Source organism: Aeromonas sp. FDAARGOS 1406 (assembly GCF_019048565.1).
In the GTDB taxonomy this organism is placed as follows: domain Bacteria; phylum Pseudomonadota; class Gammaproteobacteria; order Enterobacterales; family Aeromonadaceae; genus Aeromonas; species Aeromonas caviae.
The window spans coordinates 3,187,042-3,203,586 of the sequence record NZ_CP077378.1; the positions used below are offsets into that span (position 1 = coordinate 3,187,042).

Sequence of the window (16,545 nt, forward strand, 5' to 3'; positions counted from 1 at the left end):
GCCATGGTCATCATCATCGGACTCGGCAAAACCGGACTCTCCTGCGTCGATTACTTCCTCGACCGCGGCGTCACGCCGCTGGTGATGGACACCCGTGCCAATCCGCCGGGCAAGGACGAGCTTCCCCCCGAGGTGGAGCTCATCCACGGGCTGGACGCGGAGCGGCTCAAGCAGGCGCACATGATAGTGGCGAGCCCGGGCATCGCCCTGGCGACTCCGGAGTTGAAGGCCGCCGCCGAGTTCGGGGTGCGCATCGTCGGTGACATCGAACTGTTCGTGCGTGAAACCCAGACGCCCGTCATCGCCATCACCGGTTCCAACGGCAAGAGCACGGTCACCACGCTAGTGGGTGAGATGATCGCCGAGGCGGGGCTCAAGGTCGGTGTGGGGGGCAATATCGGCACCCCGGCGCTGTCGCTCCTCAAGCAGCCCATGGATCTCTGCGTGCTGGAGCTCTCCAGCTTCCAGCTCGAGACCACCTACAGCCTGCGGGCCGCCGCCTCCGTGGTCCTGAACCTCAGTGAAGATCATATGGATCGCTATGCCGGCATGGCGGATTACCGCGCCGCCAAGATGGAGATCCATCAGCACTCCCAGCACATCCTGATCAATCGCGACGATCCCCAGACCCTGCCCGATGTGGGTCAGGTGTGGCAGAGTTTCGGCCTCGACTGCAACGGCTACGGTCGCTGCGAGCTGGAGGGCCGTCACTGGCTGACTTTGCACGGTGAGCCGCTCCTGGCGGTGGACGAGATGAAGATAGTGGGTGCCCACAACCAGGCCAATGCCCTGGCGGCCATGGCCCTGTGCGATGCGGTGGGCATTCCCCGCGAGGCACAACTTGCCGTGCTGCGCCGCTTTGAAGGCCTGCCTCACCGTGCCCGCTTCGTGCGGGAGGTAAATGGGGTGCGCTGGATCAACGACTCCAAGGCCACCAACGTGGGGGCGACCCTGGCCGCCGTGGCCGGGGTGCGTGAAGCGGTCAAGGGCCGCCTGCTGCTGCTGGCCGGTGGCCAGGGCAAGGGGCAGGACTTCGGCCCGGTGCAGGCCCTGCTCGGCAGCCAGATCGATCACATGTACTGCTTTGGTCAGGATGCCGAGGTGCTGCTGGCCCTGGGCGAACAGACCGAGCGGGTTGCCGATCTTGACGCTGCTGTCGCCAAGGCGGCGGCCGACGCCAGGCCCGGAGACTGGGTGCTGCTGGCCCCGGCCTGCGCGAGCCTGGATCAGTTCAAATCCTTCGAAGCGCGCGGCGATCGCTTCACCGAACTGGTGATGGGCTTATGAACGCCCTGCGCGTGGTTGCGGGATTCTTGCAGCGCTGGTTGCTACCGGCGCGCCCCGCCGGTCTCTACGATCGGCAGCTGGTGGTACTGGCTCTCGCACTGATGGGCGTCGGGCTGGTGATAGTGGCGTCCGCTTCCATTCCTGAGGGGATCGCCATCAACAACGATCCCTTCATGTTCGTGAAGCGCCACGGCATGTTCCTGGTGATGGCGCTGGGTATCTCCTGGTTCGTATTGCAGGTGCCCATGGCACGCTGGCAGCAGTACAACGGCCCCATGTTGTTGCTGGCCATCGTGCTGCTGGTGATGGTGTTGCTGGTGGGCCGCAGCGTCAACGGTTCGGTACGCTGGCTGCCGCTTGGCCCCTTCAACTTGCAGCCGGCCGAGTTCGGCAAGCTGGCGCTGTTCGTCTATCTGGCGGGCTATCTGGTGCGCCGCCAGAGCGAGGTGCGCGAACGCTTCATCGGTTTCATGAAACCCATGGCGGTGCTGTTCGTGGTGGCCATCCTGCTGCTGGCCCAGCCGGATCTCGGGTCAGTGGTGGTGATGTTCGTCACCTCCCTCGGGATGCTGTTCCTGGCCGGTGCCCGGCTGGTGCAGTTCATCGGTCTCATCCTGGTGGGTGTGAGCGCCGTGGTGACCCTGATCATCGCGGAGCCCTACCGGATGCGGCGGGTGACCTCTTTCCTTGACCCTTGGGCCGATCCCTTTGGCAGCGGCTATCAGCTGACCCAGTCCCTGATGGCCTTTGGTCGGGGGAGCTGGTTTGGCGAGGGGCTCGGCAACTCCATCCAGAAGATGGAGTACCTGCCGGAGGCCCACACCGACTTCGTGTTCGCCATTCTGGGCGAAGAGCTGGGCTACGTGGGGGTGCTTGGTGCACTCTTCCTGATTTTTGCGCTGGCGGTGAAGGCGCTCAAGCTGGGCCACCAGGCGCTGGTGGCCGAGCGGCTCTATGAAGGTTATCTGGCCATCGGCATCGGCATCTGGTTCAGTTTCCAGACTTTCGTCAACGTCGGTGCCGCCAGCGGCATGATGCCTACCAAGGGGCTGACCCTGCCGCTGGTCAGTTATGGCGGCTCCAGTCTCATCATCATGATGGTGGCGGTGAGCATGTTGATTCGTATCGATTTCGAGTTGCGCCAGGCGAGTGCCCAGGCGCGCGTGCGGGAGGTTGCGTGAGCAAGACGTTACTGGTGATGGCGGGTGGTACCGGGGGCCATGTGTTCCCCGGCCTGGCCGTCGCCGATCGCCTCAAGGCCCAGGGCTGGACCATCCACTGGCTCGGCACTGCCGACCGGATGGAGGCGGAGCTGGTGCCTGCCCATGGTTATCCCATCTCCTTCATCGACATCCAGGGGGTGCGTGGCAACGGCATCAAACGGCTGCTCGCGGCGCCCTACCGTGTCATCAAATCCGTGCTGCAGGCCCGCCAGGTGCTCAAGACCATCCAGCCCGATGTGGTGCTGGGCATGGGGGGCTTCGCCTCCGGCCCGGGTGGCGTGGCCGCCTGGCTGTCCGGCATTCCGCTGCTGCTGCACGAGCAAAATGCCGCCGCCGGCCTGACCAACAAGCTGCTGGCCCGTATCGCCAGGCGGGTACTGATGGCCTTCCCCGGTGCCTTCGCCCCCAATGCCCGTACCGCCGTGGTGGGCAACCCGGTGCGCCCCGAGGTGGTAGCGCTGCCGGATCCCCAACTGCGCAGCAGCAGCGATCCTCTGCGCCTGCTTGTGGTCGGTGGCAGCCTGGGGGCCCGGGTCCTCAACGAGCAGGTGCCTCCTGCGGTTGCAGCTGCCGGTGTGCCCATCGAGGTGCGTCACCAGTGCGGCAAGGGCAATGGGGAGGTCGTGGCTGCCTCCTATGCCGGGCTGGGGGTCGAGGCCGAGGTGAGTGAATTTATCAAGGACATGGCGGATGCCTATGCCTGGGCTGACCTGGTGGTGTGCCGCGCCGGCGCATTGACCGTCTCCGAAGTGGCCGCTGCCGGTGTGGCCGCCATCTTCGTGCCCCTGCCCCATGCGGTGGACGATCACCAGACCCGCAACGCCCTGACCCTGGTCGACGGTGGAGCGGCCGAGTTCCTGCCCCAGTCCGAGCTGACACCGGCGGCGCTGGCGTCGCGTCTATCCTGGCTCGCCGGGCGCAGGGAAACCCTGTTGAACATGGCCCAGGCCGCGCGCCGGGTCGCCATCATCGATGCTGCCGAACGGGTTGCCGATGAGTGCAAACGGCTCGCCACCGGCTGAGCCAAACGAGATGGAAGGCCAAGATGTGCCGCCAAGGCCCCGCTTCTGTCTTCGAACTGATGAATGTCGCCGAATGAAAATGGCCTGTGGCCGCGAATTGAGAAAGAACTATGACCAAGGTTGAACTGGCAAAACTGCGTACCGTTATCCCCGAAATGCGCCGCGTGCGTCGCATCCACTTCATCGGCATCGGTGGCGCCGGTATGGGCGGTATTGCGGAAGTGCTTGCCAATGAAGGGTATCAGGTGACCGGCTCGGATCTGGCCCGCAACGGGGTGACCGAACGCCTGACCTCTTTGGGCGCACACATCTTTGTCGGTCACAATGCCGAGCATGTGGACGGTGCCAGCGTGGTGGTGGTTTCCACCGCCATCAAGCAGGACAACCCCGAGCTGCTGGCTGCCCGCGAGCTGCGTATTCCCGTGGTGCGCCGCGCCGAAATGCTGGCTGAACTGATGCGCTTCCGTCACGGCATCGCCATTGCCGGGACCCACGGCAAGACCACCACCACCAGTCTGGTGGCGAGCATCTATGCCGAGGCGGATCGCGACCCTACCTTCGTCATCGGCGGTCTGCTCAACAGCGCCGGCACCAATGCCCGCCTGGGCAGCAGCCGTTATCTGATTGCCGAGGCGGACGAGAGCGACGCCTCCTTCCTGCATCTGCAACCCATGGTCTCCATCGTGACCAATATCGAAGCGGATCACATGGACACCTATGGCGGCGATTTCTCCAGGTTGAAGGCCACCTTCATCGATTTCCTGCACAATCTGCCGTTCTACGGCCTGGCCGTGGTGTGCGTGGATGACCCCGTGATCCGCGGCATGCTGCCGGAGATCGCCCGTCCTACCCTCACCTACGGTCTGAGCGATGATGCCGATGTGCAGGTGCTGGACTTCGTGCAGACCAGCAATCGCAGCCGCTTCCGGGTGCGCCGTGCAGGGGCGGGTGAGCTGGAGGTGACCCTGAATCTGCCGGGCATCCACAACGCCCTCAACGCCGCCGCCGCCATCGCGGTGGCAACCGAAGACGGCATCGGCGACGAGGCCATCATCCAGGCACTTTCCAAGTTTGAAGGGGTGGGGCGCCGCTTCCAGCAATATGGCGAGTTTGAAACCGGCCGTGGCAAGGCCATGCTGGTGGACGATTACGGTCATCACCCGAGCGAAGTGAAGGTGACCATCAACGCCGCTCGCGCCGGCTGGCCCGAGAAGCGGCTGGTGATGGTGTTCCAGCCGCACCGCTACAGCCGGACCCGGGATCTCTACGAAGATTTCGCGGACGTGCTTTCCAAGGTGGATGTGCTGGTGATGCTGGAGGTCTATGCCGCCGGTGAGGAGCCCATTCCCGGTGCCGATGGCCGTGCCTTGTGCCGTTCCATCCGCTCCCGCGGCACCCTGGAGCCCATCTTTGTCGCAACGCCGGACGATGTGCCCGCGGTGCTGGCCGACCTGATTGGCGAGGGGGATCTGGTATTGACCCAGGGGGCGGGGAACGTCGGTGCACTGGCCCGTCGTCTCGGCGAGATGAAATTGAGCGTGGATAGCATGAAATCCGGTGCCTGAGGGCCCAATGAGTATTTTGACCGCCAAGCCGAGGCCTATATAATGGCGAACCGGTCTGCAAGTGGCCGGCATGGCGCGTTTTACGGGGATCGATCGGGTGGAGGCAAGGGCACAAGGGCGCACCAAGGGGGGCTTCATCGCCGGGGTGGCATTTTTCATCCTGGTCATGTGGGGGCTCTACCAGACTGCGCTGGATGTTAAAGACTGGCTGACGGATGCCAGTCGGTTGCCCATGAGCGAGCTGTTGCTGCAGGGGCAACACGAATATTTGAAGGCCGATGAGTTGCGTGCTGCCGTGCTGGATGGTGCCGAACTTCGCAACTTCTTCGAGCTGGATGTGAACGAATTGCAGGCGCGTCTGAACGCTCTGTCCTGGGTGGCCCAGGTCTCGGTACGAAAGAAGTGGCCGAACAAGATCAAGGTCTATCTCACGGAACAGGATGTGGCGGCTCGCTGGAACGGCAACCGCTTCGTCAACACCAAGGGTGAGGTGTTCAGTGCCCCGGACAGGGTGAAGAAGCCCCTGATGCAGTTGTCCGGGCCCGATGATCAGGCCGCCAAGGTGCTGGAAGCCAGCCATCAGTACGAAACGCTGCTGGCGGCCAAGGGATACAAGTTGCTGGGGGTGAATCTGACCCCCCGCCATGCCTGGGAACTGACCCTGGATGGCAACATTCAGCTGTTTGTGGGGCGCTCGGATATCGCGCTTCGTCTGCAGCGGTTTATCGATGCCTTTCCGGTCATCGAGCCCCGTGAGCGGGTTGCTTACGTGGATCTTCGATACGACACCGGGATGGCAGTTGGCTGGAAGAAAAGCGAAGAGAAAGTGAATGACCAACACCGCAGATAGAAATTTGATTGTCGGACTGGATATCGGCACGACCAAGGTGGCGGTACTGGTTGGCGAAGTATTGCCTGATGGCGAACTCAATGTCATCGGCATGGGCAGCCACGCTTCTCGCGGGATGGAGAAGGGCGGGGTCAATGACCTCGACTCCGTGGTCAAGTCCCTGCGCCGCGCGGTGGAAGAGGCCGAGATGATGGCAGATTGCCAGATCAGTTCCGTCTATCTGGGGCTGTCCGGCAAGCACATCGATTGCCGCAACGAGACCGGCATGGTGCCCATCTCCGACGAAGAGGTGACCCAGGAGGACGTGGACAACGTCATCCACACCGCCAAGTCGGTGCGGTTGTCTGACGAGCTCCGGGTGCTGCACGTGCTGCCCCAGGAGTTCGCCATCGACTATCAGGAAGGGATCAAGAACCCGGTCGGCCTCTCCGGCGTGCGGATGGCAGCCAAGGTGCATCTCATCACCTGCCACAACGACATGGCGCGCAACATCGAGAAGTGTGTGGAGAAGGTGGGTCTGCGGGTGGATCAGCTGATCTTCTCCGCCCTGGCCTCCAGCTACGCCGTGCTGACCGAAGACGAGAAGGAGCTGGGTGTCTGCGTGGTGGACATCGGTGGTGGCACCATGGACATGTCGCTCTTTACCGGCGGCGCCCTGCGCCACACCAAGGTGATTCCCTATGCCGGCAGCACGGTGACCAGCGACATCGCCTATGCCTTCGGCACGCCGCCGCTGGATGCGGAGGCGATCAAGGTGCGCTATGGCTGTGCCCTCGGCCGCCTGGTCAGCAAGGAAGACAATATCGAAGTGCCCAGTGTCGGCGGTCGCCCGGCGCGCAGCCTGCAACGGCAGACACTGGCGGAAGTGATTGAACCCCGTTACACCGAGTTGCTCTCCATGGTGAATGACGAGCTGGTGCGGGTGCAGAGCGAATTGAAGGCACAGGGGGTCAAGCATCAGCTGGCCGCCGGTGTGGTCTTGACCGGTGGCGCGGCCCAGATCGAAGGCATTGTGGAGTGCGCAGAGCAGATCTTCCAGAGCCAGGTCCGGGTGGGCGAGCCCATGAATATCCGGGGATTGAGTGACTACGTACAGGCACCGGTGTACTCGACTGCGGTCGGGTTGTTGCAGTACGGCCGCACCAACCAATCCACCGGCAGTAACAAGGAATATGCCGCCAAGGCAAGCGTAGGTGGGCTGGTCAAACGGGTCAGCAACTGGTTGCGTGGCGAGTTCTAAAGATTTTGCTGAGTCAGGCAAATAAAGCGGAGAGACAACATGTTTGAATTTATGGATAGCCACACTGACGAAGCCGTCATCAAGGTGATAGGTGTGGGTGGCGGCGGCGGCAACGCAGTCGAGCACATGGTTCGTCAAAACATCGAAGGGGTCGAGTTCATCACCGTGAACACCGACGCCCAGGCACTGCGCAACTCCAGTGCCAATACCACCTTGCAGATCGGCGGTGGCATCACCAAGGGTCTGGGTGCCGGGGCCAACCCGGAAGTGGGTCGTGACGCCGCCATGGAAGACAGGGAAGCGCTGCGCGAGCTGCTGACCGGTTCCGACATGGTGTTCATCGCTGCCGGCATGGGTGGTGGTACTGGTACAGGTGCTGCCCCGATCGTGGCCGAAGTGGCCCGCGAGATGGGTATCCTGACCGTTGCCGTCGTGACCAAGCCGTTCTCCTTCGAAGGGAAGAAGCGGATGGGCTTCGCCGCTCACGGCATCGAAGAGCTCTCCAAGAACGTCGACTCACTGATCACCATCCCCAACGACAAGTTGCTGAAGGTGCTGGGCCGTGGCATCTCCCTGCTGGACGCCTTCAAGGCGGCCAACGACGTGCTGCTGGGTGCAGTACAGGGCATCGCCGAGCTGATCACCCGCCCGGGCCTCATCAACGTCGACTTCGCGGACGTGCGTACCGTGATGCGCGAGATGGGTACCGCCATGATGGGTACCGGCTCCGCCTCCGGTGACGACCGTGCCGAAGAAGCGGCCGAGAAGGCCATCTCCAGCCCGCTGCTGGAAGACGTGGATCTGGCCGGTGCCCGCGGCATCCTGGTCAACATCACTGCTGGCATGGACATGACCATCGAAGAGTTCGAGACCGTGGGTAACGCGGTCAAGGCCTTCGCGTCCGAGAACGCTACCGTGGTGGTGGGTACCGTAATCGACCCGGAAATGCACGACGAACTGCGCGTTACCGTAGTGGCGACCGGTATCGGTGCCGAGCGCAAGCCCGACATCACTCTGGTGAAGAACAACATGGTTCAAGAGCGTCCGGCCCGTCAGCCCCTGATCAGCGAAGCCCTGCAGTCTCGCGTGATGGAAGAGGCCCCGGCCAAGGTGGTGAACGCCGAGCCGCAAGCTCGTCGCGAACCGGATTATCTCGATATTCCTGCGTTCCTGCGCAAGCAGGCAGACTAAGCCTCTGATGGCTCTGGTTTGTTTGTTGCTTAAGGATTGTGCTAAGATGGCCCGGCAACGACCATCTGGTCAGGAATTTGAGCTGTTAAAGCGGATACGCCCATGATTAGACAAAGAACCTTGAAAACGAGTGTCCAGGCCACCGGTGTGGGCCTGCATTCGGGCCGGAAAGTCACTATGACGTTCCGTCCGGCGCCTGTTAACACAGGGATCGTTTACTTGCGTACCGATCTGAATCCTGTGGTCGCGCTGCCAGCCAACGCCGATCAGGTGCGTGATACCGTGCTTTGTACCGCTCTGGTGAACGAAGCCGGTGTTCGCGTGTCGACCATCGAACATCTGTCTGCCGCTCTGGCCGGGATGGGCATCGACAACCTCTATGTCGAGGTTGATGCCCCCGAGATCCCGGTAATGGACGGCAGTGCGCATCCGTTCATCTATCTGCTGCAGGAAGTGGGTATTCGTGAACAGAACGCACCTAAGCAGTTCGTGCGGATCAAGCAGAGCATCCGGGTTGAAGACGGCGACAAGTGGGCGGAATTCCACCCCTACCGCAACGGCTTCAAGATGGATCTCGAGATCGATTTCCAGCATCCGGTGTTTGAAGGCCGCAACCAGCGTTGCGTGCTGGACTTCTCCGGCAGCTCCTTCGTGAAAGAGATCAGCCGTGCCCGTACCTTCGGCTTCATGCGTGACATCGAGTACCTGCGTTCCCAGAACCTGGCACTGGGCGGCAGCCTGGAAAACGCCGTGGTGCTGGATGACTACCGGGTGCTGAACGAAGATGGTCTGCGCTACGAAGACGAGTTCGTGAAGCACAAGATGCTGGATGCCATCGGCGATCTGTACATGTGCAATCGCAGTATCATCGGTGAATTCCGTGCCTACAAGACGGGCCATGCCCTGAACAACAAGCTGCTGCGTGCCCTGCTGGCCCAGCAGGAGGCCTGGGAACTGGTGACCTTCGAGGGTGAGGGCGACAAAGCGCCTATCGCTTACTACGACAACGGTCTGGTTCTGGCCTGATAGCTGTGCAACAGGACGTCGGTCATCTCTCCGCACCGACGTCCTGTCATTTGTTTATTCCATCCTTTAATACCGATTATCTCCCGGTTTTATTGCCCGTGCAGGCCCTTGGCCTCACCTGACCGAGAAGACAGATTTCTATGAGCATTACCCTGATCCTCCACGGTAAGCAGCGCCGCAGGTTGCACTTACCCAAACAACGTCTGGCCTGGGTCGGCGGTATTCTCTTCACTGTATTGGCCTTGGGGGGCGGCTGGCTCTGGCAGAGCTGGCAGCAGAAAATGGAGGCGCTGGAAGTGGCGCTGACCCTGGCGCAGCAGCAAAAATCCACGCAAAGGGCCGATGAAGCCCGCGAACAGCTTGCCATGCTGGCCGCCCAGGTGGGCACCATGCAGGGACAACTTGGTCGCCTCAACGCCCTCGGCGAGCGCCTGACCGAGAAGGCGGACCTCGATCCCGAGGAGTTCAACTTCAAGGAGCTGCCCCCCATGGGCGGCCCTTCCTACGATGCAGACCTGGAAGTCAGCCTGGGTGAACTGCAAGATTCCATGGAACACCTCAGCCGTCAGCTCAGCAGCCGCGAAGAACAGCTGTCGGTACTTGAATCCTTCATCATGAACCACCATATCACCGATGCGGGTTTCATCCCCGGCTCACCGGTCAAGCAGGAGCGTGTCTGGATCTCCTCCGGTTTCGGTGGGCGGGTCGATCCGTTCAACGGTCGCGCCAAGATGCACAAAGGGGTGGATTTCCGCGGCAGGCCCGGCACCCCCATCCTGGCGACAGGCAAGGGGATTGTCAGCTGGGCGGGGCGCCATCCGGAGTTTGGCAACATGGTGGAGATTGACCATGGCAATGGTCTGGTCACCCGCTATGCCCACAATTCCAAGTTGCTGGTGGATGTGGGCACCCTGGTCGATGAGGGCCAGAAGATTGCCCTGATGGGGCGAACCGGTCGTGCAACCGGAGTTCATTTGCATTACGAAGTGTTGAAAGATGGTCGTCAGGTCAACCCCGCGCGCTTTCTGAATGCCAGACGGGGTTAGGTTTTTTCTTCAGGTTCCAGTGACGGAACGCTTATATAACCAAAACAGTTGGTACCCATGATTAGCACACTGCTCACCAAGATTATCGGCAGCCGGAACGACAGAACGCTCAAGGCTTTGCGCAAAATTGTAAAACAAATCAATGCGATGGAACCTCAATTCGAGGCACTGTCCGATCAGGAACTGCAGGCGAAGACCGCCGAGTACCGTCAGCGTCTGGAGCAGGGCGAAACACTGGAGCAGTTGCTGCCGGAAGCGTTCGCCACCGTCCGTGAAGCCTCCCGCCGTGTGTTCGGCATGCGTCACTTCGACGTCCAGCTGATCGGCGGCATGGTGCTGAACTCCAACCGCATCGCCGAAATGAAGACAGGTGAAGGTAAAACCCTGACGGCCACCCTGCCGGCCTACCTGAACGCCCTGACCGGCCGCGGTGTGCACGTCGTGACGGTGAACGACTATCTGGCCAAGCGTGATGCGGAAGCCAACCGCCCGCTGTTCGCCTTCCTCGGCATGACGGTGGACTGCAACGTGCCCGGCATGGATGCGTCCCAGAAGCGCGATGCCTACGCTGCCGACATCACCTACGGTACCAACAACGAATTCGGTTTCGACTACCTGCGCGACAACATGGCATTCTCGCCGGAGCAGCGCGTACAGCGTCCGCTCAACTACGCGCTGGTGGATGAGGTGGACTCGGTGCTCATCGATGAAGCTCGCACTCCGCTCATCATCTCCGGTCCGGCGGAAGACAGCTCCGCCATGTACACCCGGATCAACAAGTTGATCCCGCTGCTGGTCAAGCAGGACAAGGAAGACTCCGAGGAGTACACCGGCGACGGCCACTACACGGTGGACGAGAAGAACCGCCAGGCGCTGCTGACCGAAAACGGCCAGATCTTCGTGGAAGAGCTGCTCAAGAAAGAGGGACTGCTGGCCGAGGATGACTCCCTGTTCTCCGCCACCAATATCAGCCTGCTGCATCACGTCAATGCCGGCCTGCGCGCGCACACCCTGTTCGAGCGCAACGTCGACTATATCGTCCAGAAGGACGAGATCGTCATCGTCGACGAGCACACCGGCCGCACCATGCCGGGTCGTCGCTGGTCAGACGGTCTGCACCAGGCGGTCGAAGCGAAGGAAGGGGTCAAGATCCAGAACGAGAACCAGACCCTGGCCTCCATCACCTTCCAGAACTACTTCCGTCTGTACGACAAGCTGGCAGGCATGACCGGTACTGCGGATACCGAAGCCTTTGAATTCCAGCAGATCTATGGCCTGGATACCGTGGTCATCCCGACCAACAAGCCGATGGTGCGCAAGGACATGGGCGATCTCGTCTACCTGACCGCCCAGGAGAAATACGCGGCCATCGTGCAGGACATCCGCGAGTGCGTGAAGCGCGGCCAGCCCGTGCTGGTCGGTACCGTCTCCATCGAGAACTCCGAGCTGCTCTCCGGCATCCTGACCAAGGAGAATATCCCGCACAAGGTACTGAACGCCAAGTTCCATGCCATGGAAGCGGAGATCGTCGCCCAGGCTGGCCAGACCGGCGCCGTCACCATCGCCACCAACATGGCCGGTCGTGGTACCGACATCGTGCTGGGCGGCAACTGGCAGGCGGAGATCGCCCAGCTGGAAAACCCGTCAAGCGAGCAGATTGCCGAGCTGAAAGCGGCCTGGCAGGTGCGTCATGACGAAGTACTGGCTGCCGGTGGCCTGCACATCATCGGTACCGAGCGTCACGAATCCCGCCGTATCGACAACCAGCTGCGCGGCCGTTCCGGTCGTCAGGGTGATCCGGGTTCCTCCCGCTTCTACCTCTCCATGGAAGATACCCTGATGCGGATCTTCGCCTCCGACCGCGTGACCGGCATGATGAAGAAGCTGGGCATGGAAGAGGGCGAAGCCATCGAGCATCCCTGGGTGACCAAGGCCATCGAGAATGCCCAGCGCAAGGTGGAAGGTCGCAACTTCGACATCCGTAAAAACCTGCTCGAGTTCGACGACGTGGCCAACGATCAGCGCAAGGTGGTCTACGAGCAGCGCAACGAACTGCTGGACACCAACGACATCTCCGAGACTATTCACGTCATCCGTGACGACGTCTACGGCGCCATCATCGACGAGTACATCCCGCCCCAGTCCCTGGAAGAGATGTGGGACGTGCCGGGTCTGGAAGCGCGTCTGAAGTCCGATTTCGCCCTGGATCTGCCGCTGCAGCAGTGGCTGGCGGAAGACGACAAGCTGTATGAAGAGAAGCTGCGCGAACGTATCCTGGATGAAGCCACCAAGCTCTATGCCCACAAGGAAGAGCTGGTCGGCAAGGAGGTGCTGCGCAACTTCGAGAAGGCGGTGATGCTGCAAACGCTGGATGGTCTGTGGAAGGAGCACCTGGCGGCCATGGATCACCTGCGCCAGGGCATCCATCTGCGCGGCTACGCCCAGAAGAACCCCAAGCAGGAGTACAAGCGCGAATCCTTCGATCTGTTCACCCAGATGCTGGAGACCCTCAAGCGCGACGTGGTCAGCATCCTGAGCCGGGTACAGGTGCAGGAGCGGGATGTGGAGGCGATGGAAGAGCAGCAGCGCCAGCAGGCCGAAGCAGCTCCCCGTACCTACACCCATGCCACGGCCGAAAACCAGCTGGCTGACGAGGATACGGGTGGGGCCGAGGGCCATACCACCTTCGTGCGCGACGAGCAGAAGATCGGGCGCAATGATCCCTGCCCCTGTGGTTCGGGTAAAAAATACAAGCACTGTCACGGTCAGCTGACCTGACACCCTGCCATGATGAATACACCGCCTCCGGGCGGTGTATTCATTTTCGGACCAAGGAGGGGACGATGAGCAGATTGCCGGCGGGATGGGATGGGGAGGCACATGGGCACTGGCTGCAGGAGAGACGCCAGGAGGCGATCCGTTGTGTGCTGAGCAGGCTGAACGCAGAGACGAACAAATCTGTTCCCCTGCAACTGCAGTTTGCCTATTACCTCTTTTTGTCCGGCGATCCCGCCTCGGCGGCCCAGGTGCTGACGCTGGTGTACCGGTCCGCGCCCGATAACACGGAGGTGCTGCGCAATCTCTGTGTCTGCCTCTCGCGCTCCGAACAACATGAGCGGGCCGTGATGCACCTGGTCGAACTGGTGCGGCGCGAGCCGGATGATTATCTGGTCCATGACGGGCTTTGCACTTCCCTTGCCAAGCTAGGACGCCATGAAGAAGCGGCACAAGCGGGAACCCGTGCCCTGACTCTCAAGGATGAGGCCGTCTCGCAGCCCGTCGCGGGGTGGGTGCTGCCGACAGAGGGGCCTGATGTCTGGCTCGCGGAGCAGGGGGAGAAGCAGGCAGTCATCGCCTTCTCCTTGTGGGGAGCACAGCCCCGCTATTTGCGGGGAGCGCTCGACAATGTGCTGGCCGCAGCTTACCTCTATCCCGGTTGGCGGGTGCGCTTCTATGTGGATGGCAGTGTCCCCCAGGGGTTTCTGGCCTGCCTGCAGGAACATGGCGCCGAGATAAAGGTGCAGCCCGATGGCCAATCCCAGCGTCAGCGCCTCTGCTGGCGCTTCCTGGTCGCCAATGATCCCGGAGTGGGGCGCTTTCTTGTGCGCGATGCGGACTCCGTGCTGAATCTGCGGGAGCGGCTGGCGGTTGATGACTGGCTTGCATCGGGGCGCTGGTTCCATATCATGCGTGACTGGTGGAGCCACACCGATCTGGTGCTGGCCGGCATGTGGGGCGGTGTGGCCGGTGTGCTGCCTCCCCTTGCGCCGCTGATGGCGAGCTATCAGCCCAGTACCATGGAAACACCGAACATCGACCAGTGGTTCTTGCGGGACTGTTTATGGCGCTATCTGCGCCAGAGCGCGCGGGTACACGATCGTTGTTTCACTCCGCCCGGTGCGGTGCCCTGGCCGCAGGTTGCGCCGCCGGGCAATGAGCATGTCGGGCAGGATCTCTTCAGGGCCCGGGGGGATCAGCAGGCCATTCGGCTTGCCCCCTGGATCGCCCGTTTGCCGTGTTTACGCTGAGGACAATGATGGAACAGAAGAAACGGATCTGGGTGGCAGTGGGCGTCATCGAGAACGAACGGGGCGATATCTTCATCGCCAAACGCTCAGCCGATCGCCATCAGGGGGATCGCTGGGAGTTTCCCGGTGGCAAGGTGGAGTCGGGGGAGGATCTGCTCACCGCGCTGGACAGGGAATTGTGGGAAGAGATCGGGATCCGGGTGCAGGATTGTGCCCCCTTCATGGAGCTGCACCACGACTACCCCGACAAGCAGGTCTTGCTGGATATCTGGAAGGTGACCCGCTTCCACGGCGAGCCCTTTGGCAAGGAGGGACAGGAGTGCCGCTGGGTGCCACTGGCCTCGCTGCACGAATACCACTTCCCGGATGCCAACGGCCCCATCGTCGCGCGGTTGCAGGCCTCGCTTGCCTGAAAGGGAATCGATACCAACGAAAAAGGGCCTGAGGGCCCTTTTTTGATCGTGAAGTGTTTATTGCCAGGGATCGCCCTGTTCCGGATCGGGCAGCAGATCCGGGTTGATCTCGCCCGGGATGCGCTTCTGTTCATCCGCCCACTCGCCGAGGTCGATCAGCTGGCAGCGCTTGCTGCAGAAGGGGCGAAACGGGCTCTGCGGACCCCATTCGATCTCGCTCTGACAGGTCGGGCACTTTACCTTGGTCACCATGGGGCGCTCCTCAACAACAGGCGAGCTGGAAGGAGACGTCGCCTATCTGCTGTTCCGTCGTCGGCAGGAAGCGCAGGGCGAAGCGGTTCTTGTGGCCGCTCAGGGTCGGATAGCAGGGCTGGGTGCCCGCCAGACGGATGCGGATCAGTTCAGCCCCTTCGGCGGTATCCTGGAAGAAGCCGTTGGTGGCCACCTGGTCGCTGAAGTTGCCCGACTCGCGCCACAGGCGCAGCAACAGGGAGATGGCGTTCATCAGCAGGGTGATGTCACTCAGCCATTGCTGCATCTGCTGGTGGCGGGTGACGGCCGGGGTCGCCAGCCAGTGGTGCAGTTGCGGCACATCGAAGGCGCACAGACCACCCGGAATGGAGAAGCGCTGACGAATGGAGCCGAGCAGGCGATCCTCTTTCAGACGGGCGCCGGGGCGCGGGGAGTTCAGCAGGTTGCGGGAGAGCTGGGTACTCTCCTGCTGCATCCGCTGGATCTGCTCGAGATCGACGTCAGGCAGACTGGCCCAGTGGCTCAGGCGTTGGCCGAGGCGCTCCAGATCCTTGATGAGATCGGCTCGCAGGTCACCACGCTCCAGCAACTCCTGCAAATCGAACAACCCCTTGAAGAAGGCGATATGTGCCCAGGACTGGTCACTCTCCAGATTGTCGCGGATCTGGGAAAACAGAGACTCCAGACGAAGATAGGTCCGGCTTTTTTCATTGAGGGGAAAATCGTAAATCATGCCTAATCCTGGCCAGCCATAAACCGGCCTAGTGTACTCACAGTTGGTGGGCTTGTTGAGAGGCAAATGCCAGATATGTCTGGTGCAGGGCGAAAATTCGCTGTCCGATGGTCTCACTCGTACCACTCTGGTTGTCCAGGACGTCGTCGGCCATCGCCAGGCGCTCGCTGCGGCTCGCCTGGGACGCCAGTATCGCCTGGGCCTGTTCCCGACTGACGCCATCGCGGCGGCAGGTACGCTCGATTTGTGTCGCTTCGTCCACATCGATCACCAGCACCCGATCGGCGAGGGAAGTGAGCCTGTTTTCCACCAGCAAGGGGACGACCAGCAGGCAGTAGGGGGAGCGGGTTGCCGCACACTGGCGCAGCATCTCGCTGCGGATGAGGGGATGGAGCAGGGCATTGAGCCACTCCTTGGCCTGCGAGTCGGTGAAGATCCGCTCTCGCAGCCGGCGGCGATCGAGCTGGCCATCGGGGGCAACGACATCCGGGCCAAAATGGGCGGCGATGGCAGCCAGAGCAGGGGTGCCGGGCTCCACCACCTCGCGGGCGATGATGTCCGCATCCACCACCTCGATGCCCAGCTCGGCAAAGCGGTTGGCAACCGTGGTCTTGCCGCTGCCGATTCCCCCAGTGATGGCGACTACATACATGGGTCAGAGATCCTCTT

Annotated in this window: 15 protein-coding genes; 12 read left to right on the top strand and 3 right to left on the bottom strand. The window is 61.9% G+C overall.

Annotation, left to right across the window (positions count from 1 at the left end; translation table 11 throughout):
- Positions 1 to 3 precede the first annotated feature (3 nt).
- The 12 genes from murD (at position 4) to mutT (ending at position 14,891) form a co-directional block, all read left to right on the top strand.
- Positions 4 to 1,287, top strand: a complete 1,284-nt coding sequence (gene murD, locus I6L36_RS15100; RefSeq protein WP_042015091.1) for a UDP-N-acetylmuramoyl-L-alanine--D-glutamate ligase — start codon at positions 4 to 6, stop codon at positions 1,285 to 1,287.
- Complete coding sequence (gene ftsW, locus I6L36_RS15105; protein WP_042880174.1) at positions 1,284 to 2,468, top strand: cell division protein FtsW; 1,185 nt, start codon at positions 1,284 to 1,286, stop codon at positions 2,466 to 2,468. Before murD ends, ftsW begins: the two co-directional genes overlap by 4 nt.
- Positions 2,465 to 3,532 carry an undecaprenyldiphospho-muramoylpentapeptide beta-N-acetylglucosaminyltransferase gene (gene murG, locus I6L36_RS15110; RefSeq protein ID WP_109111847.1) on the top strand — a complete coding sequence of 356 codons (1,068 nt, stop codon included), beginning with the start codon at positions 2,465 to 2,467 and terminating at the stop codon, positions 3,530 to 3,532. The genes ftsW and murG overlap by 4 nt, the downstream gene beginning before the upstream one ends.
- Positions 3,533 to 3,642: 110 nt before the next feature.
- Positions 3,643 to 5,097, top strand: a complete 1,455-nt coding sequence (murC, locus tag I6L36_RS15115) for a UDP-N-acetylmuramate--L-alanine ligase (protein WP_109111848.1) — start codon at positions 3,643 to 3,645, stop codon at positions 5,095 to 5,097.
- Positions 5,098 to 5,194: 97 nt separating this feature from the next.
- On the top strand, positions 5,195 to 5,947 hold the full coding sequence (locus tag I6L36_RS15120; protein ID WP_162540501.1) for a cell division protein FtsQ/DivIB: 753 nt from the start codon (positions 5,195 to 5,197) through the stop codon (positions 5,945 to 5,947).
- Positions 5,928 to 7,187: a cell division protein FtsA gene (ftsA, locus tag I6L36_RS15125; protein ID WP_010675832.1), complete on the top strand. Its 1,260-nt coding sequence runs from the start codon at positions 5,928 to 5,930 to the stop codon at positions 7,185 to 7,187. The genes I6L36_RS15120 and ftsA overlap by 20 nt, the downstream gene beginning before the upstream one ends.
- 39 nt (positions 7,188 to 7,226) lie before the next feature.
- Positions 7,227 to 8,378: a cell division protein FtsZ gene (gene ftsZ / locus I6L36_RS15130; RefSeq protein ID WP_005305686.1), complete on the top strand. Its 1,152-nt coding sequence runs from the start codon at positions 7,227 to 7,229 to the stop codon at positions 8,376 to 8,378.
- A gap of 102 nt (positions 8,379 to 8,480) precedes the next feature.
- Positions 8,481 to 9,404 carry a UDP-3-O-acyl-N-acetylglucosamine deacetylase gene (lpxC, locus tag I6L36_RS15135; RefSeq protein ID WP_010675831.1) on the top strand — a complete coding sequence of 308 codons (924 nt, stop codon included), beginning with the start codon at positions 8,481 to 8,483 and terminating at the stop codon, positions 9,402 to 9,404.
- A 140-nt stretch (positions 9,405 to 9,544) separates the two neighbouring features.
- Positions 9,545 to 10,450 carry a M23 family metallopeptidase gene (locus tag I6L36_RS15140; protein WP_041214001.1) on the top strand — a complete coding sequence of 302 codons (906 nt, stop codon included), beginning with the start codon at positions 9,545 to 9,547 and terminating at the stop codon, positions 10,448 to 10,450.
- A gap of 57 nt (positions 10,451 to 10,507) precedes the next feature.
- Positions 10,508 to 13,228: a preprotein translocase subunit SecA gene (gene secA, locus I6L36_RS15145; RefSeq protein WP_109111849.1), complete on the top strand. Its 2,721-nt coding sequence runs from the start codon at positions 10,508 to 10,510 to the stop codon at positions 13,226 to 13,228.
- Positions 13,229 to 13,293: 65 nt separating this feature from the next.
- The gene (locus I6L36_RS15150) at positions 13,294 to 14,478 is read left to right on the top strand and encodes a tetratricopeptide repeat protein (protein ID WP_109111850.1); all 1,185 of its coding nucleotides are present in this window, start codon (positions 13,294 to 13,296) and stop codon (positions 14,476 to 14,478) included.
- 8 nt (positions 14,479 to 14,486) lie between these two features.
- Positions 14,487 to 14,891, top strand: coding sequence for an 8-oxo-dGTP diphosphatase MutT (gene mutT, locus I6L36_RS15155; protein WP_174213873.1), 405 nt, complete (start codon positions 14,487 to 14,489; stop codon positions 14,889 to 14,891).
- A gap of 57 nt (positions 14,892 to 14,948) precedes the next feature.
- On the opposite strand, the gene yacG is transcribed toward mutT, so the two are convergent.
- The 3 genes from yacG to coaE are packed head-to-tail and all read right to left on the bottom strand — an operon-like array spanning position 14,949 to position 16,528.
- Positions 14,949 to 15,143, bottom strand: a complete 195-nt coding sequence (yacG, locus tag I6L36_RS15160; protein ID WP_039040499.1) for a DNA gyrase inhibitor YacG — start codon at positions 15,141 to 15,143, stop codon at positions 14,949 to 14,951.
- A gap of 10 nt (positions 15,144 to 15,153) precedes the next feature.
- Complete coding sequence (gene zapD, locus I6L36_RS15165) at positions 15,154 to 15,876, bottom strand: cell division protein ZapD (protein ID WP_010675825.1); 723 nt, start codon at positions 15,874 to 15,876, stop codon at positions 15,154 to 15,156.
- A 37-nt stretch (positions 15,877 to 15,913) separates the two neighbouring features.
- Positions 15,914 to 16,528, bottom strand: a complete 615-nt coding sequence (gene coaE, locus I6L36_RS15170) for a dephospho-CoA kinase (RefSeq protein WP_109111851.1) — start codon at positions 16,526 to 16,528, stop codon at positions 15,914 to 15,916.
- Between the last annotated feature and the right edge of the window lie 17 nt (positions 16,529 to 16,545).